The organism is Pseudomonas sp. NPDC088890, from assembly GCF_044900155.1.
Lineage (GTDB): Bacteria > Pseudomonadota > Gammaproteobacteria > Pseudomonadales > Pseudomonadaceae > Aquipseudomonas > Aquipseudomonas urmiensis.
In genome coordinates, this window is record NZ_JBJDNG010000003.1 from 530,114 (window position 1) to 552,883 (window position 22,770).

General features: G+C 64.7%; 9 protein-coding genes. 3 read left to right on the forward strand and 6 right to left on the reverse strand.

Annotated elements, in window-relative coordinates:
• Positions 1–173: 173 nt before the first annotated feature.
• Positions 174–10,568 (forward strand): amino acid adenylation domain-containing protein, encoded by a 10,395-nt coding sequence (locus ACI2JX_RS10130; RefSeq protein WP_404690002.1) that lies wholly within the window; start codon positions 174–176, stop codon positions 10,566–10,568.
• Between the two features lie 60 nt (positions 10,569–10,628).
• Positions 10,629–11,585, forward strand: a complete 957-nt coding sequence (locus tag ACI2JX_RS10135) for an alpha/beta hydrolase (RefSeq protein ID WP_264234986.1) — start codon at positions 10,629–10,631, stop codon at positions 11,583–11,585.
• A 73-nt stretch (positions 11,586–11,658) separates the two neighbouring features.
• Here ACI2JX_RS10135 and ACI2JX_RS10140 read toward each other — a convergent pair whose 3' ends face one another.
• The 5 genes from ACI2JX_RS10140 to pvdM all read right to left on the reverse strand — a co-directional run bounded on the left by ACI2JX_RS10140 (position 11,659) and on the right by pvdM (position 19,480).
• Positions 11,659–14,106 carry a TonB-dependent siderophore receptor gene (locus ACI2JX_RS10140; RefSeq protein WP_404690003.1) on the reverse strand — a complete coding sequence of 816 codons (2,448 nt, stop codon included), beginning with the start codon at positions 14,104–14,106 and terminating at the stop codon, positions 11,659–11,661.
• An 89-nt stretch (positions 14,107–14,195) separates the two neighbouring features.
• Positions 14,196–15,854 (reverse strand): cyclic peptide export ABC transporter, encoded by a 1,659-nt coding sequence (locus ACI2JX_RS10145; protein ID WP_404690004.1) that lies wholly within the window; start codon positions 15,852–15,854, stop codon positions 14,196–14,198.
• A 34-nt stretch (positions 15,855–15,888) separates the two neighbouring features.
• Positions 15,889–16,788: a formylglycine-generating enzyme family protein gene (locus ACI2JX_RS10150; protein WP_368971533.1), complete on the reverse strand. Its 900-nt coding sequence runs from the start codon at positions 16,786–16,788 to the stop codon at positions 15,889–15,891.
• Between the two features lie 47 nt (positions 16,789–16,835).
• Positions 16,836–18,122, reverse strand: coding sequence for an aminotransferase class V-fold PLP-dependent enzyme (locus ACI2JX_RS10155; RefSeq protein WP_368971532.1), 1,287 nt, complete (start codon positions 18,120–18,122; stop codon positions 16,836–16,838).
• A 14-nt stretch (positions 18,123–18,136) separates the two neighbouring features.
• Positions 18,137–19,480, reverse strand: a complete 1,344-nt coding sequence (gene pvdM, locus ACI2JX_RS10160) for a pyoverdine-tailoring dipeptidase-like protein PvdM (protein ID WP_404690005.1) — start codon at positions 19,478–19,480, stop codon at positions 18,137–18,139.
• A gap of 221 nt (positions 19,481–19,701) precedes the next feature.
• Between pvdM and ACI2JX_RS10165 the strand changes: the two genes are divergently transcribed.
• Positions 19,702–21,330, forward strand: a complete 1,629-nt coding sequence (locus ACI2JX_RS10165; RefSeq protein WP_404690006.1) for a PvdJ/PvdD/PvdP-like protein — start codon at positions 19,702–19,704, stop codon at positions 21,328–21,330.
• A gap of 27 nt (positions 21,331–21,357) precedes the next feature.
• Here the strand turns inward: ACI2JX_RS10165 and ACI2JX_RS10170 are convergent, their stop codons facing one another.
• Positions 21,358–22,770, reverse strand: coding sequence for an efflux transporter outer membrane subunit (locus ACI2JX_RS10170; RefSeq protein WP_264234980.1), 1,413 nt, complete (start codon positions 22,768–22,770; stop codon positions 21,358–21,360).

A 22,770-nucleotide genomic window follows, 5' to 3' on the forward strand; every position in this document is an offset into this window, starting at 1 on the left:
TGGCCAGGCCCAGGAACCACCCTGGGCCTGGCCTGGCTCGTCAACTTCAGTACACCCAGAGCCGGCTCCTGTCCGGCTCTTTCATTTGTTCGGCAGCATCGTCGGCATGTCGCGGGCTGGTTGGCTCGCAGGCGGGGACCGGTGCCCTGGTAGGAGATGTTCTAGTGCAAGCATTGCTCGATTCCGTAGAGTCATTGTCGTCACGGGAGCGCAAGGCCCTGGCCGCCTTGCTTAAGCGGCAGGGTGTCAACCTCTATGGGGTCACGCGCATCTTCGCCCGTGACAGTGCCGACCCTACGCCGTTGTCCTACGCCCAGGAACGGCAATGGTTTCTCTGGCAACTGGACCCGAGCAGTGGCGCCTACAACATTGGTGCGGCGCTGCAACTGGCAGGTGAACTGGACCCTCAAGCCTTGCAACGCGCCTGTCAGGCGCTGATCGAGCGTCATGAGGTGTTGCGCACGACGTTCCGCCAGGACGGCGAACGGGTGGTGCAGGTCATCCATCCTCAGATGCCTTTCCAACTGCAGCTCGAGCCACTGCAGCCGGCTGCGCCTGAGGCTACCGACGAAGGGCTCAGGCAGCAGGTCGAGGCGTGCATCGGCCAGCCGTTCGACCTTGAGCAGGGGCCGTTGCTGCGTATGCATCTGCTGCCACGGGCCGCCAACCTGAATGTGCTGGTGCTGAGCGTGCATCACATCGCCGCCGATGGCTGGTCGATGCCCATCCTGATCAACGATCTGGTGCAGTTCTACGAGGGCTTCAGCCAGGGCCGGGCGGTCAACCTGCCGGCGCTGGCGGTGCAGTATGCCGACTACGCCATCTGGCAGCGCAACTGGATGGAAGCTGGCGAGCAGGAGCGCCAGCTTGCCTATTGGAAGGACACCCTCGGCGGTGAGCAACCGGTACTGAGCCTGCCCACCAACCGCAGCCGCCCGGTCGTGCCCAGTGGCCGCGGCGAGCGGATCACGCTCGACATCGATGCCGACCTGCTGCAGGCGCTCAAGGCCTTGGCCAAAGCGCAGGGGGTGACCTTGTTCATGCTCCTGCTGGCCTCGTTCCAGACCCTCCTGCACCGTTACAGCGGCCAGCCGCAGGTGCGTGTCGGGGTGCCAGTGGCTAACCGCAACCGCAGCGAGATCCAGGGGCTGATCGGCTTTTTCGTCAATACCCAGGTGCTCAAGGCCGACTTCGACGTGCACAGCCGCTTTGTCGATGTCCTGCAGCAGGTGCGCGAGACCGCCCTGCAGGCCCAGACCCATCAAGACCTGCCGTTCGAGCAGTTGGTCGAGGCGTTGCAGCCCGAGCGCAGCATGAGCCACAGCCCGCTGTTCCAGGTCATGTTCAATCACCAGACGCGCAGCAGCGCCGTCCAGGCGCAGGTCAGCGGCCTTGATGTGGCGGGCTTGGAGTGGGATTCACGCACCACCCAGTTCGACCTGACCCTGGACACCCGCGAGCATGCCGACGGCCTGTTCGCATCCCTGACCTATGCCACCGACTTGTTCGATGCCTCGCGCATCGAACAGTTGGGCCGCCACTGGCGCAACCTGCTGCTGGCGGTATGTCGTGAGCCGGGGCAGCGGGTCATCGAGTTGGCCCTGCTCGAAGACCACGAGCGCCAGCGGATCTCGGCGCAATGGAACCAGACGGCGATGGACTACCCGGCCGGGCAGAGTGTCTATCGCCTGTTCGAGCAGCAGGTGCAGCGCACCCCGGATGCCACGGCGTTGCGCTGGGGCGAGCAGACGCTGAGCTACGCCGAGCTGAACCTGCGCGCTAATCAGTTGGCCCACACCCTGCGCGAGCAGGGCGTGGGGCCTGAGGTGCTGGTGGGGGTGGCGATGCCCCGCGGCCCGCGGATGATCATCGGCCTGCTGGCGATCTTCAAGGCAGGCGGCGCCTATGTGCCGCTCGATCCAGACTACCCGAGCGAACGCCTGGCCTACATGATGGAGGACAGCGGCCTGGCCTTGCTGCTCAGCGAAAGCGCCGTGGTGGCGAGGCTTCAGGTACCGGCGCAGGTGGCCTGCCTGTGCCTGGACAGCCAGGCAGAGCAGTTCGCGCACAACCCGGTCGACAACCTGGCCATCGAGGTAGCCGCGGATCATCCGGCCTACGTCATCTACACCTCCGGCTCCACCGGCCGGCCCAAGGGCGTCAGTGTGCGGCATGGCGCGCTGGTCAACTTCCTCTGGACCATGGCCGAGCAACCCGGCATCGACGCCAGCGATCGCGTGCTGTCGCTGACCTCGCTGTCGTTCGACATTGCCGGGTTGGAGCTGTACCTGCCATTGCTGCATGGGGCCAGCGTGGTGCTGCTGGCCGAGCAGCAGAACAAGGACCCTTTCGCCCTGCTCAAGGTTATCGAGCAGCAGGCGGTCAGCGTCATCCAGGCGACGCCCTCGACCTGGCGCATGCTCTTGGACAACGCGCCGGCGCAAGCGCTGCGCGGCAAGAAACTGCTCAGCGGCGGCGAGGCATTGACCGGCGAACTGGCCCAGCGCCTGATCGACCAGGCCGGGCATGTGTGGAACCTCTACGGCCCGACCGAAACCACCATCTGGTCGGGGCTCGAACGGGTCAGCGACAGCCACCAGGTGTGGCTGGGACGGCCGATCGGCAATACCGCCTTCCATGTCCTCGATGCTCAGTTCGAGGAGGTTCCGGTGGGGGTCAGCGGCGAGCTCTTCATCGCTGGCGATGGCTTGGCACGGGGTTATCTGAACCGCCCAGGCCTTACCGCCGAGCGGTTCATCCCGGATCCGTTCGGTGCCGGACGTCTGTACCGCACGGGTGACCTGGTGCGTTATCGTGATGACGGTGTGCTCGAGTACATGGGGCGTATCGACCATCAGTTGAAGATTCGCGGGTTCCGCATCGAGCTTGGCGAAATCGAGGCCTGCCTGCAGGGGCATGAGGCGGTGCGCGAGATTGCCGTGATCGATGTCGATGGACCGCTGGGCAAGCAACTGGCGGCCTACATCGTCGCGCATGATCCGACCACCTTGCAGCTGGAGGATGCGCAACTGGAGGCCTTGCGCCAGGCACTCAGAACCCATGCGCTGGGGCAGATGCCGGACTACATGGTGCCGACTTACCTGACATTCCTAGAATGCATGCCGCTGACGCCCAACGGCAAGCTCGACCGCAAGGCGCTGCCGGCGGTCGACCTCAGTCGTCAGCAGCGCGTGCACCAGGCGCCGCGTACACCCCTTGAACAGCAGCTGGCAGCGATCTGGGCCAGTGTGCTCAAGGTTGAGCAGGTCGGGCTAGGCGACAATTTCTTCGAACTGGGTGGCCATTCGCTGCTGGCCTCGCAGATGGTCGGCCGGGTGCGTCAGCAACTGTCCATCGAAGTGCCGCTGCGCAGCCTGTTCGAGGCCCAGGACCTGGCCGGCTTCGCCGAGCGGGTCGCCCGCGCCGCTGGCAGGCAAACGCAGCCGGCGATGGTCGTGCTCGAGCGCGGTGCGCCGCTGGCGCTGTCCTACGCCCAGCAACGGCAGTGGGTGCTCTGGCAGTTGGAACCGCACAGTAGCGCTTACAACATCGCCTCGGCCTTGCGCCTGCAAGGGGCGCTGGACGTTGCTGCGCTTAGCCGTGCCTTCCAGACCCTGCTGGCGCGCCACGAAAGCCTGCGCACCACCTTCGCCCAGGAGGCCGGCGAAGTGCGCCAGGTCATCCATGCAGCACATGCGTTCGAGTGGAAGATCGGCCACGCGCAGGTCTGCGCCGATGGATTGCGCGAGGCAGTGGAAACGCTGACCCGCCAGCCGTTCGACCTGGAGCGCGGTCCGCTGCTGCGGGTCGACCTGCTGCGTCTGGGTGCGCAGGAGCACGTGTTGGTGCTCAACCTGCACCACATCATCACGGACGGTTGGTCGATGGCGGTACTGGTCGACGAACTGGTCAGCCTGTACCAGGGCTATAGCCAGGGCCGCGAGGTCAGCTTGCCCGCGCTGGCGGTACAGTACGCCGACTACGCCGCCTGGCAGCGCCAGTGGATGGAGGCCGGCGAGCAGGCCCGGCAGCTGGACTACTGGCTGGGCCAGTTGGGTGACCAGCAGCCGGTGCTGGAACTGCCGACCGACCGTCCACGCCCGGCGCAACCGAGTCGAGCGGGCGACCAGGTGCGGCTGGTGCTCGACGATGAACTGGTGCAGGCACTCAAGGCCCAGGCGCGCGCCCAAGGCGTGACGGTGTTCATGCTGTTGCTGGCCAGCTTCCAGGCCTTGTTGCACCGCTATTCGGCGCAGCCGGATATCCGCGTGGGCGTGCCTGTGGCCAACCGCACCCGGGGCGAAACCGAGGGGGTGGTCGGCTTCTTCGTCAACACCCAGGTGCTCAAGGCCCAGTTCCACCTGCGCCAGCGCTTCAGCGAGCTGCTCGAACAGGTGCGCCAGACGGCCCTGGATGCCCAGTCTCATCAGGAGCTGCCCTTCGAGCAGTTGGTCAATGCCCTGCAACCGGAGCGCAGCCTCAACCACAGCCCATTGTTCCAGGTGATGTTCAACCACCAGACCGAGGCCAAGGGCGCGCCGCGTGAGGTCAGTGGGCTGCGTATCGAGGCGGTGGACTGGGCGCTGTACAGCACCCAGTTCGACCTGACCCTGGACACCGTCGAACATGCCGCCGGGATTGCTGCGGCGTTTACCTTTGCCACCGAACTGTACGATCGCCAGACCATCGAGCAGATGGCGCGGCATTGGCGCAACCTGCTGCAGGCGGTGAGCTGCGACCCGCACCTGCCGGTGGTGCAACTGCCGATGCTCGATGAGGCCGAACAGCTGCGCATCGTCGGCGAGTGGAATCGAACCCAAGTGGCCTATCCTGGTGAGCGTTGGGTCCATCAGCTGTTCGAGGACCACGCCCAGCGCCATCCCCATGCGCCCGCGCTGGTCTTCGCAGAACAGACCCTGAGCTACGCCGAGCTGGATCAGCGCGCCAACCGCCTGGCACACAAGCTGCGCGAACAAGGGGTTGGCCCGGAAGTGCTGGTGGGGGTTGCGCTGGAGCGCAGCCTGGAGTTGGTGATCGGCTTGCTGGCCGTGCTCAAGGCGGGCGGCGCCTATGTGCCGATGGACCCGGATTACCCTGCTGATCGTCTGGCGTACATGATGCAGGACAGTGGCATCGGCCTGCTGCTGACCCAGCAGGCGCTGGTCGCGCGCCTGCCCATTCCGAGCACGGTACGTAGCCTGTGCCTGGACCAGCCGTCAGGCTGGCTGGCGGCCTATGCCGACAGCTCACCGCAGCTGACGCTGGCGCCGGGCAACCTGGCCTATGTGATCTACACCTCGGGCTCGACCGGGCGGCCGAAGGGCGCTGGCAATACCCACGAGGCCTTGCTCAACCGTTTGCAATGGATGCAGCGCGCCTATGGCCTGGATGCCAGCGACACGGTGCTGCAGAAAACCCCGTTCAGCTTCGATGTTTCGGTCTGGGAGTTCTTCTGGCCGTTGATGACCGGTGCTCGCCTGGCCATTGCCCTGCCGGGTGATCACCGTGATCCGCAGCGGTTGTGCCAGACCATCATCGAGCATCGAGTCACTACCCTGCACTTCGTGCCGTCGATGCTCCAGGCGTTCATGGCCAGCACAAGCGTGGAGCAGTGCCGGAGCGTGCGCCGGGTGGTCTGCAGCGGCGAGGCGTTGTCGGCGCCGCTGGCCCAGCAATGCCTGGAGCGCTTGCCGCAAGCTGGCCTGTACAACCTGTACGGTCCGACCGAGGCGGCAATCGATGTGACCCACTGGACCTGCGCCGGCAAGCAGGGCGTGAGCGTGCCGATCGGCCAACCGATCGATAACCTGCGCACGCACATCCTCGAACCCGACCTGTGCCCGGCAGCGCGTGGGGTCAATGGTGAGTTGTACCTGGCCGGTGTGGGGCTGGCGCGCGGTTATCATGGGCGTGCGGCGTTGACCGCCGAGCGCTTTGTCCCCAACCCCTTCGACGCCCAGGGTGGCCGCCTGTATCGCACTGGCGATCTGGCGCGCTACCGCGAGGGCGGCGTGATCGACTACGTGGGGCGGATCGACCACCAGGTGAAGATCCGTGGCCTGCGCATCGAACTGGGGGAAATCGAGGCACGCCTGATGGAGCACGAGCAGGTGCGCGAGGCGGTGGTGCTGGCTCAGGACGGGCCGAGCGGCAAGCAGTTGGTCGCCTACCTGGTGCCGGTCGATCCGCAGCGGGTCGCCGATGAGGGCGAGACCGGACGACAATGGCGCGAGGCGCTGCGCCAGTTCCTCGCTCAGGGCTTGCCCGACTACATGGTGCCGGCGCACCTGTTGCTGCTGGCTAGCATGCCAGTGACGGCCAATGGCAAGTTGGCGCGCAATCTGCTGCCGGCAGCGGACTTCAGTGCTGCCAGGGCCGCTCACGTGGCGCCGCGTACGCCGCTGGAGCAGCAGTTGGTGGACATCTGGCAAACGGTGCTGGATCTGCCGCAAGTCGGTATCCAGGACAACTTCTTCGCCCTGGGCGGTGACTCGATCATCGCCATCCAGGTGGTCAGCCATGCCCGTCAATTGGGCCTGGACATCGCCCCCCGCGACCTGTTCCTGAAGCAGACCATCGAGCAGTTGGCCGACAGCGTCAGCCAATGGCGCGAGGTTGCCCAGCAACCGGTGGCCCTGCATGGCTTGAGCGAGGCCCAGGTGCAAGCGCTGCCGCTCGAGCATGCGCAGGTGGATGGGCTGTACAGCCTGTCGCCGATGCAGCAGGGCATGCTGTTCTTGAGCCTCAACGCCAGTCGCGAGGATGAGCTTTACGTCAACCAGCTGAGCGTACCGGTGCAAGGGTTGGTGGCAGAGCGTCTGCTAAAGGCGTGGCAGCAGGTGATGGCGCGCCACGATATTTTGCGCACCGGCTTCCTCTGGCAGGACCTGGACGAGCCGCTGCAGTTTGTCCTGCGCGAGCTGCCAGTGCCGCTGCGCGAACTGGACTGGCGCGGGCGCGACGATACCGAGCACGCCCTCAAAGCCCTGGCCGAGCAAGAGCGCCAGCGTGGTTTCGATCTTGACCAGCCGCCGCTGCAGCGCCTGTTGCTGGTGCGCCTGGGCGAGGATCGTCAGCAACTGATCTGGACCTATCACCACATCCTGCTCGATGGCTGGAGCACCTCGCAGTTGATGGGCGAAGTGCTCGCCTGCTACTCGGGGCAGGCGTTGGGCGAGGTGGTGCCCTACCGCGACTACATCGGTTGGTTGCGCCAGCAGGACCCGCGCCACAGCGAGGTGTTCTGGCGCCAGCAACTGGCCGCTCTGCAGGAGCCAACCTACCTGGCGGACGCCTTCGCAAGTGGTGAGCGTGGCAGCGGACACCAAGCCCTCTACAGCCGGTTCAGCCAGCAGCAGACCGAGGCGTTGAAGGCGTTCGCCCAGGATCAGCGGATTACCCTCAACACCCTGGTGCAAGGCGCCTGGCTGTTGCTGCTCAGTCGCTACAGTGGCCAGCGCAGCGTCACCTTCGGCGCCACCGTGGCGGGACGCCCTGCTGCCTTGCCAGGGGCGCAGAGCATGCTCGGGCTGTTCATCAACACCTTGCCCGTGATTCACCAGGTCGACCCGCAAGCTCGGGTCGGCCAGTGGCTGCAAGAGCTGCAGCGGATCAACCTGGAGCTGCGCGATCACGAGTACACACCGCTGGGCGATCTGCAGCGCTGGTCGGGCCGCAGTGGCCAGGCATTGTTCGACAGCATCATCGTCTTCGAGAACCAGCCGCTTGATCGCACCCTGCGTGATTGGCAGGACGATACCTTGCAGTTCGGCGATGTCGGCGGATCAGGCCTGACTGACTTCCCGATGGACCTGATGGTGATTGTCGAGGAGCAGCTGATCATCGAGTACATGTACCTGCGCCAGTGCTTCAGCGATGAGGCGGTCGAAGGTATCCGGGCGAACATGGAGGCGCTGTTGCAGGCGCTGACCCTCGATGCGCAAGCGCCGCTGGGCAACCTCGGGTTGCTGGCTCAGGCACCTGCGAACCCGGCCCCGGTCGAGCACGCGCAGCCGGCGCAGTTGGTGCATCAGCGCATCGCGGAGTGGGCAGCCCGGCACGGCGCGGCCACCGCGGTCAAAGTCGATCAGCGCAGCCTGAGCTTTGCCGAGCTCGATCGCGCGGCGAACCAATTGGCCCATGCCTTGATCGCCGAAGGGGTCGGCCCGGAGGTTCGCGTCGGGGTTGCCTTGCAGCGCAGTGAACGACTGATCGTAGCGTTGCTGGCGGTGCTCAAGGCCGGTGCGGCCTATGTGCCGATCGACACCGCCTACCCCAAGGAGCGCCTGAGCTACCTGATGCAGGATTCGGGTATCACCCTGTTGCTTTGCGAGTCCGCGGCCATCGCCCACTTGCCGAAAGTGGCGACCTTGCACACGCTTCACCTGGACGATTTCGCGGCTGAGCAATGGCCGGAGCATGCGCCGCAGGTCACGGTCGATCCCGAGAACCTGGCCTACGTGATCTATACCTCCGGCTCCACCGGTATGCCCAAGGGCGTGGTGGTCAGCCAGGGGGCGTTGGCCATGCACTGCCAGGCAGTGGGCGAGCGTTACGAGATGACGCCGGCGGACTGCGAGCTATTGTTCATGTCGTTTGCCTTCGATGGCGCCCATGAACGCTGGCTGACCGCCTTGACCCACGGCGCCAGCGTGCTGCTGCGCGGTGATGAGCTATGGACGCCGGAGCAGACCTGCCAGGCCATGCATCGCCATGGCGTCACCGTAGCGGCCTTCCCGCCGGTGTATTTGCAGCAGTTGATCGAGCAGGTGCGCCAGGATGGTAACCCGCCCGCGATGCGCATCTACTGTTTCGGTGGCGATGCGGTGCCGCAGGCCAGCTATGAGCAGGCCCACCAGTTCCTCCGGCCGCGCTACATCATCAACGGCTACGGGCCGACCGAGACCGTGGTCACGCCGCTGATCTGGAAAGCCGGCCCTGAGCAACCCTGCGGCGCAGTCTACGCGCCCATTGGCCACCTGGTCGGCCAGCGCAGCGGCTATGTCATGGATGCCGATCTCAATCCACTGCCGCCCGGTGTGGCCGGAGAGCTGTATCTGGGCGGAGTGGGCGTGGCACGGGGTTACCTGAATCGTCCAGGGCTTACCGCAGAGCGATTCGTGGCCGACCCGAACAGCCCGGGGCAGCGCCTGTACCGCACCGGCGACCTGGTGCGCCAGCGCCCTGACGGCACCTTCGACTACCTCGGGCGCTTGGACAATCAGGTCAAGGTGCGGGGTTTTCGCATCGAGCTGGGTGAGATCGAAGCACGCCTGAGCGAGATGGATGAGGTGCGCCAGGCCGCAGTGGTGGTCAGGGACGGCCCGGGCGGTAAACAGCTGGTGGGCTATGTGACCTTGGTCGGCAACGCGCAAGGCAACCTTGCCGAGCAGTTGCGCGAGCGGCTGAAGCGGGAGTTGCCCGAGTACATGGTGCCGGCCCAGCTGATGGTACTGGAGCAGTTGCCACTTAGCCCCAATGGCAAGCTGGACCGCAACGCACTGCCGGCTATCGAGGCGCGCAGCGAGCATGTGCCGCCGCGCAACGACCTGGAGCGGGCCATCGCGCAGATCTGGCAGCAAGTGCTGAAGGTCGAGCAGGTCGGTATCACCGATAACTTCTTCGAGCTCGGTGGCGACTCGATCCTTAGCATGCAGGTGGTGGCCAAGTCGCGGGCCTTGAAGAAACATGGCTTCAGCCTGCGTCTGCGTGACTTGATGCAAAAGCCAAGCATCGCCCAGCTCACCGCCGCCTCTGGCAAGCAGACGCCGCTGTTGTCGCTCAATGGCGAAGTCGCCGGACAGGCACCGCTGTTCTGCGTGCATGCCGGCTTCGGTACGGTGTTCGACTACGAGCCATTGGCACGCCGACTCAACGGCCGCTGCCAGGTGATCGGCATCCAGGCCCGGCAGTTGCTCGATGCAAGCTGGCAGGCGGCATCGTTGCAGGCCTTGGCGAGTGACTACGTGGCCTGCCTGCGCGAGCGCCAGGCGCAAGGGCCCTATCGGCTGCTGGGGTGGTCGCTCGGTGGCACCTTGGCGGCGTTGATGGCGGCGCAGCTGGAGCGCGAAGGTGAACAGGTGCAGTTGCTGGCGCTGTTGGACAGCTTCGTGCCGAGCCGCCAATCCGCCCAGCAGGCGGATCACTGGCTGGATGACTTGAACGAACTGCTCCAGGCCACGCTACCGGCAGCGCGTACGGTAGATCGCGGCGATCCGCGTCAAGAGAGCGCAGTTGGCGCCCGTGAGTTGATCGTCCAGGCGCTTGGCGATGTGCCCGAAGGCGCAGGTTTGGGGGTCGAGGAGCTGCTTCAAGTGTTCCTTACCGCGCGCACCCTCAAGCGCCTGTCACGTGAGCTGCAGGTGTGCGAGGGGGTCAAGGTACTGCCCCGCAGCTGGTGGGTCGCTGGCCGTGAGGATGAGCGTGCGGCGCTGGCCGCCCAGCTCGGGCAGTCGCTGGATCAGGCACCGATGCTGTCCTGCGGGCACTTCCAGGTTCCTCATGACGCCGCCGTGCTGGACGCGCTGGAACAGGCCCTTGGGCGCTTGCCGAGCACTGGCCAGGCCTGAACTGTTGCTGTTACTTGAGCTGACGGGGCTGCCGGGTGCAGCCCCTTTTGGAGAATACCGATGTCGCTGAACCCTGACCTGGCTGCCTACCTGAAATTGGTGGAGGAGGGCCGCACGACTGGCAAGGTGCTGCCGATGCATGCGCTGACCCCAGATCAAGCCCGTGAGCAATTCGAGCAGTCGTCGGCGCTGATGGCGCCGAAGGCCGAGGAGCCCGAGCAGATCGACGACCTGACCCTGCTCGCGCGCGATGGCCATGCCTTGCAGGCGCGCCTCTACCGGCCACCGGAGGCCGATCCGCACCTGTTGGGCGCGGCTGTGATGTACCTGCATGGTGGCGGCTACGTGGTAGGCAGCCTCGACTCCCACGATGCCTTGTGCTGGAACCTGGCCCAAGAGGCGGGCGTGCCCGTGCTGTCGGTGGGTTATCGCCTGGCGCCACAGTGGCGTTTCCCGACGGCGGTCGACGATGCGCTGGATGGCTGGCGCTGGCTGGTCGACCACGCCGCTGAGCTGGGCATCGACCGCAACCGTCTGGCGGTGATGGGCGACAGTGTCGGCGGCAGCCTGGCCACCGTGCTGGCAAGCCAGTTGGCTGAGCAGGCGCAACTGCCCGCGCCACGGCTGCAGGTGCTGGTCTACCCGGTGACCGATGCCAGCCGCAGCCGCGATTCGATGCAGCGCTATGCCAGCGGCTATCTGCTCGAACAACAGACCCTCGAATGGTTCTATCGACAGTACGCCCGGCAACCTGCGGACCGTCTCGACCCGCGCTTCTCGCCGTTGCTCGGCGCGGTATCGCCACAGGCGGCGCCGGCCTTGCTGCTGGTGGCCGAGTGCGATCCGTTGCATGACGAAGGCGTGGCTTATGCGCGTCACCTGGAGGAGGGCGGGGTGCCGGTGAACTTGCAGGTGATGGCGGGCGTGACCCATGACTTCATGCGCATGGGCTTGATCATCGAGGAGGCTGAAGAGGGGCTGGCGCTGGTGGTGGAGGCGTTGCGCGACAGGCTGTGAGATCGCGCACGAAGCGCAAATGAAAAATCCGCATCCTGTGAGGGATGCGGATTTTTTTTACCCCAGGTGCTGCTTAGAAGCTGTACTTGGCAGTGAGGGTGAAATTGCGTGGGTCGCCGTATACGTCGTATGGGCTCCAGGTATTGTTGCTGGCGATGCCCTGGTAGTACTTGCGGTCGAAGATGTTGTTGAGGTTAAGGCGGGTATCGAGATTCTTGTTGACCTTGTAGCCCACCATCAGCCCAACCACGGCGTACGAGCCCTGGTCGATCCGGTAGTTACCGAAGGCATTGCTACCTTTGTTGAAGATGCCGCTCTGGCCGTAGACGTTACCGCCGACACGCCACTGGTTCAGCTCACCCGGCAGGGTATAGGTAGTGCTGAGTTTGAACAGGTGCTCGGGCAGGTCGCTGTCGAACTTGCTGCCTTCCTTGGCCTTGTTGGCATCTTTCAAGAACTTGGTTTGCGAATAGGTATAGCCGGCACCCACTTGCCAGTTTGGCGTCAGCGCGCCCATCAACTCCAGGTCGATACCCTGGGTCCTGACCTTGCCGGAGGCCTCGTAGCAGATGTAGTCGGTGCAGCCCCTTTGATCGGCAGACTCCGCTGCACGGTTTTCCTGGTCGATCTGGAAGATCGCCGCGCTGGCATTGAGGGCACCGTCGAAGTACTCGCCCTTGATGCCGATCTCGTAGTTCTTGCCCTCGATCGGGCGAATGATGGAACGGCCCTGGCCCTGCTCCGATTGCGGCATGAAGATGTCGGTATAGCTGGCATACACCGAGTGGTTGTCATCCAGGTCATAGATCACCCCGGCGTAACGGGTGACGTTACGGGTGACCTTGTAATCGCTGTTGGTGTAGTAGCCGTCGTTGATTTCGTTGTAGGTCGACTGATTGTCATACCAGTCCAGGCGCGCGCCGATGATCACCTTCAGAGGGTCGGCGATGTTCAGCCGCGTGGTGACGTAGACACCTTCCTGCTCGACTTTCTCACTCAGGTCGTACAGGTCGGGGACAGTGGGTCGGGCGATACCGCTTGGGTTGACGGCGAACAGGTTGTCGACCGGGATGAACACGGTACCGCCGTGTGCGGATGTCTTGACTTCACGTTTGCTGGCACCGACCACCAGTTCATGCTGGCGGTCGAACAGCTTGAAAGGGCCGTTAGCGTAGATGTCGTAGCTGGACTGGTCGTAGTCCCGGCGCTGGTTGAACACGCGCTGGCGGAATGCTTCGGCGGACGGTGAGCCGGTGCGCTCGAACACGGCGCCTTGCAGAGCGAAATCGGACCAGTTCTTGGACGCCGCCACATGCAAGCGCCAGTCATTGGCAAAGTGATGATCGATCTCGGCGAACAGCGTGGTGTTGTTGATGTCCTGATAGCTCCAGTCGTAGCCGACGTTGGTGGAGCGCGAGTAGCCGACATGGCTGCCATCACGGTTGACCGGCAGGCCACCCCAGTTGATGTTGTTGTTGTCGTTCTGGTTCGACGCACCCACGGTGAGGGTGGTGTCGTCGGTCAGGTCGAATTCGGTGATGCCGTAGAACAAGCCACGCTCGCGGCCGGCATAGTCCTGGAAGCTGTCCTTGTCGTTGTAGGCGCCGACGAAACGGCCACGCACGCTGCCGCTGTCATTGAGCGGGCCGCTCAGGTCCAGCTCGCCACGGTAGTTGTCCCAGCTGCCCGCGGAGCCTGTGACGCTGCCCTGGAACTCCTTGGTGGGCCGCTTGCGCACCATGTTGATGGCCGCTGACGGGTTGCCGGCACCCTGCATCATGCCGGTTGCCCCACGGACGATCTCGACGCGGTCGTAGGGGGCCATGTCGGCTGCCGCGACCCAGTCGGCGTTGTAGGTGGTCGGCAGGCCATCGAACATCAGGTTGCTGATGGGGAAACCGCGCGAAAAGTACTCGCTGTTGGCCGGGCGCGCCGCTGACATACGCAGGCCAGGGGTGGCCTGGACCACGTCGTCGAGGCTGCGCATCGACTGGTCATCCATGCGTTGGCGGGTGATCACCGTGACCGCCTGCGGCGTTTCGCGCAGTGTCAGCGGCAGTTTGGTCGCGGTCTGCATGGCGCCAGTGGTGTAGGAACCGGTGTTCTCGGTGGTTTGCCCCAGCCCCTGGCTATTGATGTTGGTTGCCCCCAGTTCCACCGCATTGCCCCCCTCCCGGGCATGGATGGTGGCCTGGTTGCCTTCGATCTGGTAGCTGACCCCGGTGCCCTGGAGCAACTTGGGCAGCGCTTGGGCGGGCTCCATGGCGCCGGAGATGGCGGCACTGCGCTTGCCTTCGACGTCCTGCGGGCTATAGAGCACCTGCAGGTTCGATTGCGAGCCGAACGCCAGCAGCGCGCTGGCCAGCGACTGCGCCGGAATGTTGAATTGCACCTGCTGGGCCTGGACCATGGCCGATAGCGGCATCAGGGCGCTCAGGCCCAGGGCGGCGGGCGCCGCTTGACGCAGGGTGCGGCGGATGACCAGGGCCAAGGCCTGGGGACGAAGGCGTTGTGTTGGCATTTATCGAAAGCTCTATGTAGGAGTCTGGTGTTAAGTGTGAGTGGTTCTTGTTATTGATTAGGACGCACCCATCGGCTAAAACCGGAAAACTAAATGCAATCGGCAACCCGTGATTCGAGCTTGACCTTGCCATTGGCCATGTGGATCAGCTGGTCGGCGACATCGAAGTAACGGTCGTCGTGGCTGATCACGATGATGGTCTTGCCCAGGCGTTTGAGGTCAGGTAGCAGCTCGGTGTAGAAGATCCGGCGGAAGGTCGGGTCCTGATCGGCCGCCCACTCGTCGAACACCAATACCGGCCGCTCTTCGAGCCAGGCGCTGACCAGGGCCAGGCGTTTGCGTTGGCCGGTGGAGAGGTCGGTGGTACTGAACACGCCGTCGCGGATACTGACCTTGTGATCGATCTCCAGGCGCTTGAGATAGCGCGTGGCATCCTCTGGCACCGGTTGGTCGCCCTGGACGACGTCGTCGAACAGGTAGTAGTCGGCGAAGATGGTGGTGAACAGCTGGCGGTAGTCGTCCCGGCTCTGCGCGCTGACTGGCTGGCCATCGACCACGACGCTGCCCGATTGCGGCGCATACAGGCCCAGCAACAGCTTGATCAGGGTGGTCTTGCCGCAGCCGTTCTCACCCACCACGAAGACGATTTCGCCCTGCTTGATGGTCAGGTTCACCGGGCCTAGCTGGAACGGCTCGCAGCCTTCTACCCGTGGGAAGGTATAACTGACGTCCTTGAGTTGCAGGCTGTCGAGGGTTTTTGCCGAAGGGCGGCTATCGTCCAGCAGCAGGTGCGGTTCGGGCGAGGAGAATTGGCGCGATAGCTCGGCGATGCGGCGAAAGGCGATCTGCGCCTTGCTGATGATTGGCAGGGTGCTGATCAGGTGTTCCAGCGGGCCTTTCATATACAGCAACACCAGCACGAAGCCACTGGTGACGCTCTTGTCGCCGCTGGGCCACAACGATTGCATGGCCAGGGCCACGGCAATCACCACGAAGAACAGCATCGAGCCAAGGGCCTTGGCGACCACGAAGATGTTGATCGAACGCACCTGGGTGGCGCAGATGCGGTTGGCGGTGTCCTGGATGCCATGGCTGAACATGCGCTTGCGTCGCGGGCGATGGATGCGCAGCTCCTTGGCGCCTTCGGCAATGGCGCTGTAGTGTTTTTGCAGGTCGTCCTCGGCCTCGCGCGCGCTCTCGAAGCCACGCACGCCCCACGAGCGGGCGATGAACTGCATGACCGAACCCAGGCCGATCGCCACGACGATGACCAGGAACATCGGCCACGACAGGCTCGCCAGGTAGCCCAGGCAGCCCAGGGTCACGGTCAGCGAGACCGCCAGCGGCGCGAAGACGAAGGCGAAGTCGCTGATGGTGTCGACGTCGTGGGTCAGCACCGGGATCAGCCGGTGGCTGCGATAGCGCTCGATCTGGTCGATGGGCGCGGCCAGGACTTTTTCGCCAAGCTCGCGGCGTAGCCTGGCGATGATGTGCTGGCCGACATAGTTGGTGCCGATGTCGGAGAAGATCGAACTGAACAGCGCCAGCACGCACAGCCCGGCAAAACCCAGGACCACGCCCTGGGTAAGGCCGCTGTCGCTGTGCAAGGCGCTGTTGATGGTGGCGAGCAGCGCGGTGACACTGAGGCCGCCGACCATGCCCAGCGCGATCGATACCGTCACCAGGGGCCAGAAGGGTTTGAGCAGGCCGAACAGTTCCCTGACGGCGCCACGAGGTTTGCGGGTCATTGGTATCTCCTGAATCACACGGGGTTAAGGGTCATCAGAGTTCGCGAACGACCCGAAAGCCCAGGAAATCACCGCGCACGTCAGGGGCGCGGTTGTTGCGGTTGCCGGAACGCGAGAACACCGGCGCTTCGCCCCAGTCGTTGCCGCGCATGACTCGCACGCTGCAGTCACCGGTGGTCCAGGCACTGCCATCGGTCGGCGCGCCCTGGTAACCATCGTTCCAGCAATCGGCGACCCACTCGTAGACGTTGCCGTGCATGTCATGGACGCCGAACGCATTGGCCGGGTAGCTGCCTACGGGAGCGGTGTAGGAGTAGCCGTCGGTGGGGCCGTAGGTGTTGGCGTGCTGGGCGATGCTGTATTTGCTCGGATCGTTGTCATCGAAGGGGAATGGGAACGGGCCGCTGGAGCCTGCGCGTGCGGCGTATTCGCGCTGCGCTTCGCTGACCATGCGGTAGCGATGCCCGGTCTTTTTCGACAGCCATTTGGCGTAATCCTGTACATCGAACCAACTGACGCACACCGCGGGCTGACGCGGGCCCTGCTTGTAGGTGGGTTTGCTGGCTGCGCAGAAGCGCCCAGGGCGGGTATCGCCGTCGGCGATTGTCACCCCGCTTTCGCGGATGTAGGCATCCAGCTCGCCGGCAGTGACGTGGTAGCGGCTGATGGCAAAGGGTTTGGCAAAGGTCACGGTGTGCTGTGGGCCTTCATCGCCTTCGCGGCCGAGCTCATCCTCTGGAGTGCCCATCAGGAAGCTGCCGGCAGGCAGCACGACCATTTGCGGGCAGGCGCTCTTGCAGTCCTGGAACACGCTACCCGGCTTGGGGCTGTCCGCCGCCTGGGCGCTGGCGGCAAGGCCGAGGACGGCGCAACAGCTGAGCTGGCGCAAGGTTCGCGCGGGAGAGGGCAATGACGTGAAGCGTTCGTCGGACATGGAGTGGTTTCCGTCAGCGTTTGGCTACAAGAAAAAGGGTGGAAAAGTCAGCTGCGCAGGCGTTGGCGCAGCGCCTCGATCAGGCGATCGATTTCTGTCTCGGTATTGAGCAAACCAGGGGCGGTGCGCACGACCGGGCCGACATCGCGATCGACCGCATCGACCACGATGCGCTGGCGGTTGAGCTCGGCGGCCACGGCGTCGGCGTCCTGGCCCTTGATCCGGAAGAAGGTGAACCCCGCCGAATGCCGGGCGCTACGTGGCGTCACCAGCTCAATGGCGGGGAATTCGGCCAGGCGCTCCTTGAGGTAGTCGTTCAAGCCGTGGATGCGCGCCTCAATCGCGGCCTTGCCGTGTTGCAGGTGCAGCTCGAATGCCTTGCCCAGCGCCCAGCGGTGTTCGAAGGCGTGGTAGCCACCGGGGGTCATGGTGGTGGCGAAGTCTTCGTTTTCCGAGAAGGTCGCGAAGGTCGGCGTCAGGTGCTTGAGCTCGGTGGAGGCGGCGCAGATGATCCCGGTGCCGCGGGGGCCGAACATCCACTTGTGGGTGCCGGAGATGAAGTAGTCGCACTGCAGGTCAGCGAAGCGCATGTCTTCGACGCCAAAGCCGTGCACACCATCGATCACGTAGAGGATGCGCTGGTTATCGTCACGCTTGCCGTTGAGCTCGCGCACCAGTGCGCCGATTTCGCCCACCGGCAGTTTCACGCCGCTGCCTGAGTGCACCCAGGTCATGCCCAGCACCCGGGTCTGCGGGCGGATCGCTGCGGCAATGGTGCCGAGCACTTCGTCGTCGGAGACCTTGGCCGGATCCTGGAACAGGCGCACCTTGCGCACCGGCGTGCCTTCGCGCTGGCTCCGGTAGGCGAGGATGTTGCGGGTTGAATAGTGTTCGTGCTCGGTGGTCAGGATCTCTTGCCCAGGCGCCAGGCGCAGGCCGCCGTAGATCAGCCCCAGGCCCTCGGTGGTGCTGCCGGTGAGGGCGATCTGGCGCGGCTTGACCTCCAGGTAGCGAGCGGCCCAGTCGCGGACCTCGGCTTCGCGCTTCCAGTCTTCCTGGGTGTCCCAGTCCACCCAGCGCGCCGGATGGCGATCGAGCTTGGCCCGGTAGCCCTCGATGGCCTCGCGCACAGGCTTGGGGTGTGAGGTGATGAGGAAATTGGCGAAGTGGGCGTAGTCAGGGTCGAGGTCGAACAGCTGGCGAAAAGCGGCCCATGGGTCGCTGCCGGTGGTCGGCCTTGGATTGGCCTGGGCCGAGCCCAGCAACTGGCTGGCCAAGGGCAAACTGGCCGCCAGCAGTCCGGCATGCTTGAGAAAAGTACGGCGATCGTTCATGCAAGGCTCGCAGTTCAACGGGAGGAGGTGGTGGTCGGACGGGCAGCGTGTTGCACCTGCTCCCAGACCCTCAGGAAGTTGCCACCCCAGAGCTTGGTGATGTCGGCCTCCGAGTAGCCACGGGCGATCAGCTCCGCAGTGACGTTGCGCGCCTGGCTGGCATCGTTCCAGCCGGCGATCCCGCCACCTTCGTTGAAGTCGGAGCTGAGGCCGACATGGTCGATACCGATCTTGCGCACCGCGTAGTCGATGGCGTCGCCATAGTCCTTGAGGGTTGCCTGCGGTTCCTCATCGAGGATGGCGTACAGCGCTTCGGCATATTCGCCGACTTTCTGCTCCGGCCAGCCGGCGATGATCGGGTCCCCGGGCATCAGTGCGTAGGCCTGGTTAGGCAATGGCGGCAGGCTGAAGCGTGCCCGCAGGGCGTTGAGCCGATCCTGGGATTTTTCGCTCAGCGGCTTCAGATAAGTGCCGAAGGCGACGATTTGCACCACGCCGCCGCTGTCCTTGATCAGCTGCATGTCCTTGTCGCTGAGGTTGCGTGGGATATCCACCGCGGCCCTGGGCGCCGAGTGCGAGGCGACCAGCGGGGCGCGGGTGAGCTGGGCGACCTGGCTCAGGGCCTGGTCCGACATCTGGGACACGTCGATGATCACGCCCAGGTCATTGAGCCGTTGAACCGCCTGGCGACCCAAGGGGGACAGGCCTCCCAGCGCGTCGACCGTGTCATTGAAGAACGGCAGCGGGCGCGAAGAGTCAGCCCAGCTGTTGTTGCCGACATAGCTGAAGCCGAACATGCGCACACCGCGTGCGGCCCACTTGTCCAGCAGGTCGATGTCATCGCCCAGGGCGTAGGCATTGAGCATGCCGATGAATACCGCGAACTTGCCTTCGCCATGCAGCCGGCGCATGTCCTGTGGGGTATAGGCGATGCCAACCTGGTTGGGGAAGTCGCGGACCATGGCGGTGATGGCGTTGTAGCGCACCTCCTGGGTGTGCCGGGCGGCGTCGACAAAACCGTCGGTAGGGCGGTGCGGGCCATTGTTGCCGGTCCAGGATTCCGGCCAGGCGAAGATCGTCAGTGCAGCGCCGGAGAGTCGCCCACGGGCAGCCTTGACCAGGTCGAAGCGCCCCGGCCCGTCCTGGTCGGCTTCATTGCCTTCGGTGCCGAAGCTCAGCGGCAGGGTGATGTGGCTATCAAACGAAATAATCCGCTCCTGCAGATCATTGGCCTGGCGCACCACCTCCTTGGGGTAACCGTCCTTGTCCAGGTAGTACCAGGCGGCAAGCCCGGCACTTACGGTCAGGGTAGTGGCCAGGCTGATGTACAGGGCTTTTTTCCAGCGTGGTGTCGTCATCTCGGTCTCAGTAGGTTCGCCGCAGAGGTTCGGGCTCGAGGCCATTGCTACCTGGAGAGAACGAGCGCAAAGGCAAGAAATTTAGCGCTCGGCGGCGGGCTGGGGGCGCGTGCGCGTGTGCCTGTGCAGAGGCCGGGCAGGGTTAAATTTTCCCCTGCGCACAACGTTTTAGCCTTCGATGGGCCGTGCTTGCGGCCATAACGACTGGCACAGGTAGTTCAATGACGATTTCTCGACGAGGCTTCATCGCAAGTGTGGCGCTGGCAGGTGTGGCGGTACCTGGAGCGTGGTACGCGCAGCGCCAGCTCACAGCTGATGATGAGTTTCCCGAAACAGCCGGCGAGGCGGTCGTGGAGCTTGCCGATACGCCGGGTCAGCAATTGGGCGATACCTTGCGCGGGATCTGGCGCTGGACCTTGAAGGGCAGCGATGCAGGCCTTGAGGGTCTTGAGCATCAGCCGTTGGAGTTGTTTCTCGATGTTGCCCAGCGCGGCCGGGCCATTCGTGGCTTCCTCGACACGCCCGAGCGCTTGCGCAGTGATCAGCAGCCGCGCTACCGGGTCGTCGGGGACCTGTCTGCAGACAAGCCGGGGACCCTGCGCTGGCGCCTGTTTGCCCTCGACGATGGGGGGCAGCTGCCACGCTATGAGTGTCAGGTGGTGCTGGATGAGGTCTGGGGCGAGTTCGGCAATGCCGGCCCGGCGACCCTCAATGGGCGGATCCTGCGCCTGGATCGGTCACTGGCGTTGCCCGAGCAGGACAACCGCTTCCTGGCCAGCAAGCAGGTGTTTCCCGAGGCGCGCGAGCGCACGGCGCTGTCTGCATCACTGGTCGAGTGGCTGATCACGCCTGAGCATCGACTGTTCCACCAGCTATGGCATGCATCACGTGACAAGTGGCACAAGCTGGCCAAGGATAAGCATCAGGCGCTACGTGGCCTGGGCTGGCAGCCGGGTCCACGTGAGCGCGAGCGCGACGCCCGTGGTCGACATAAAGACCGCAATGGCTCGGGGGAAGATTTCCTGTTCATGCACCGGCACATGCTCGGCGCGGCGCGGGCCATCGAGGACCTGCCATCGTGGACCCGCTTCCCGCTACCCCAGCCTGAGCTTGAGCGTGATCGACAGGGGTTCGCGCGTTACTTCGACAACCATGATGGCAATGCCTTGCCCCCGACCTGGCTGGCCTCGGACGATGACGAGTACACCCAGTGGGTCAGGGACATCAAGAGCGCCGAGACCTTTCATGGCAACTTCGAGGTCTGGGAGTCGCGTTACTCGGACCCTCAATACCTGTCCAAACTGACCTTGGGGCAGTTCGGCTCGGAGCTTGAGCTTGGTCTGCATGACTGGTTGCACATGCGCTGGGCTTCGGTGCCGCGCGACCCGGTCAACGGCATGCCAGTGCCGATGGCGCGCACGCCTGATGATTTCGCAGGGCGCTGGTACGGCGCCGAAAACGACTTTCTTGGCGACCCGTTCTCGTCCCATGTAAACCCGGTGTTTTGGCGCTTCCATGGCTGGATCGACGATCGCATCGAGGACTGGTTTCGCGCCCATGAACGTTTCCACCCGGGGGAGGTGGTGCGCGTGCAGGTCAATGGCGTGCCTTGGTTCGCCGCGGGGCGCTGGGTACAGGTGGCCGACCCCTGGTTGGGCCCCGACACCCATGGCTGCAGCAGCGTCCCAGGCTTGCGCCCAGGGCGCAGCGTGGAGATGGACCCGGAAACCATGAAGCTGGCCCTGCGCATCATCTACGCCGACGAAGAGCGCTTTGACGGCCTGCTGCGCAAGGTGCCGCGCCGTCCTTGGTATGCGCGGCACCTGAAGGTCAGGCAACGCTCGCTCTGACCCAGGCGACAGCCACTGATCGGCGCGCTAGCGTGGTGCCTGGGCGGCCTGCCAGCCGCCGCCGAGGGCTTTGTACAGGGCCACGCTGGCTTGCAGTTGGCTCAGCTGCAACCGCGCCTGCTGGTCCTGGGCCTGATACAGGGTGCGTTGGCTTTCCAGCACTGTCAGCAGGGTTTCGGCGCCGGCAGCGTAACGCTGCTGGGCCAGGTCGAAGGCAATGCGCGATTGCTCCACTTCTTGATCCTGCCACTGCCTCTGGCGCTCGACGCCATGGGTGGCATTGAGGGCTTTTTCCACATCGGCGAAGGCGGCGACAATGCTGGCGCGATAATCTTCGAGCAGTTCTGCTTGCTCGGCCTGCGCCAATTGATGCGAGGCGCGCAGCCGGCCGTTGTTGAAAATGGGTGCGGCAAGACCGGCAGTCAAGGTGTAGTAGGGGCTGCTGAAGACATCGACCAGCGTTCGTGCGCCGCTGCCCAGGTCTGCACCCAAGGTCAACTTGGGCAGCATGGCTGCCCTGGCGACCTGCACATTGGCGCTGGCGGCGGCCAGGCGCGCTTCGGCGGCGGCGATATCCGGGCGCCGCGCCAGCAACTCGCTAGGCACGCCGCTGCCGATCCGGGGCCAGCGCAGCGCGTTGATCGACGCTTGGCTTGGCCCCAGCTGCTGAACCGGTTGGCCGAGCAAGGTGGCCAGGGTGACGCGGCTGTCTTGCCACTGTTGCTCCAACAGGGGCAGTTGGCGTTCTTGTGCCGCCACCAGGCTGCGCTGCTGGGCAAGTTCCAGGCGGGTGGCCGAGCCTGAATTGTGCCGGGCTTGGACCAAGCGCAGGACGTTGCGCGCGTTGTCCAGGTTCAGCCGGGCGATGCGCAGTTGCTCCTGCAGCGCCAGGGCGCTCAGGTAGCTGTTGGCGACCGAGCTGAGCAGGGTCAGCTCGACGGTCTGGCGATCGAAGCGGCTGGCATCAAGGCTACGCAGCGCGCTGTCGCGGGCGGCGCGTACACCGCCCCAGAAGTCGATCTCGTAGCTGGCGCTCAGGCGGGCATCGAACGAGGTGCTGGTGCGCTCGCTGCTATCGACATCGAGCTGTTCGTAGCCTTGGCCATGCAGCAGGTGTTGGCGGCTGCTGTCCAGGCCCACTTGCAGTTCTGGCAGCAGCGGTGCGCCGGCGATCGTCGCCCGCGCTTGGGCTTGCCGCACCCTGGCGGCGGCGGCTGCCAGGTCGTGACTGTCACGCCGGGCGCGTTCGATCAGCTGATCCAGCTCGCTACTGGCAAAGGCTTGCCACCACTGGGCATCGACAAGCCCGACTGCCGTCTGGTCAGTTGCCGCCTGCCAGGTGGCGGGCGGCTCGATGGCGGCGCTGGGGGCAGGGGAGCTGTTGCAGGCGGCCAGGGACAGGCTCAGGGTCAGCAGACTGATGCGGCTTGGCAATGTCAT

What these genes read in the sequence shown, in the direction of transcription:
- ACI2JX_RS10135 (WP_264234986.1), top strand. Translation starts at nt 10,629, where the DNA reads ATGTCGCTGAACCCTGACCTGGCTGCCTACCTGAAATTGGTGGAGGAG.
- ACI2JX_RS10140 (WP_404690003.1), bottom strand. Translation starts at nt 14,106, where the DNA reads ATGCCAACACAACGCCTTCGTCCCCAGGCCTTGGCCCTGGTCATCCGC.
- ACI2JX_RS10165 (WP_404690006.1), top strand. Translation starts at nt 19,702, where the DNA reads ATGACGATTTCTCGACGAGGCTTCATCGCAAGTGTGGCGCTGGCAGGT.
- ACI2JX_RS10150 (WP_368971533.1), bottom strand. Translation starts at nt 16,788, where the DNA reads ATGTCCGACGAACGCTTCACGTCATTGCCCTCTCCCGCGCGAACCTTG.
- ACI2JX_RS10145 (WP_404690004.1), bottom strand. Translation starts at nt 15,854, where the DNA reads ATGACCCGCAAACCTCGTGGCGCCGTCAGGGAACTGTTCGGCCTGCTC.
- pvdM (WP_404690005.1), bottom strand. Translation starts at nt 19,480, where the DNA reads ATGACGACACCACGCTGGAAAAAAGCCCTGTACATCAGCCTGGCCACT.
- ACI2JX_RS10170 (WP_264234980.1), bottom strand. Translation starts at nt 22,770, where the DNA reads ATGACATTGCCAAGCCGCATCAGTCTGCTGACCCTGAGCCTGTCCCTG.
- ACI2JX_RS10155 (WP_368971532.1), bottom strand. Translation starts at nt 18,122, where the DNA reads ATGAACGATCGCCGTACTTTTCTCAAGCATGCCGGACTGCTGGCGGCC.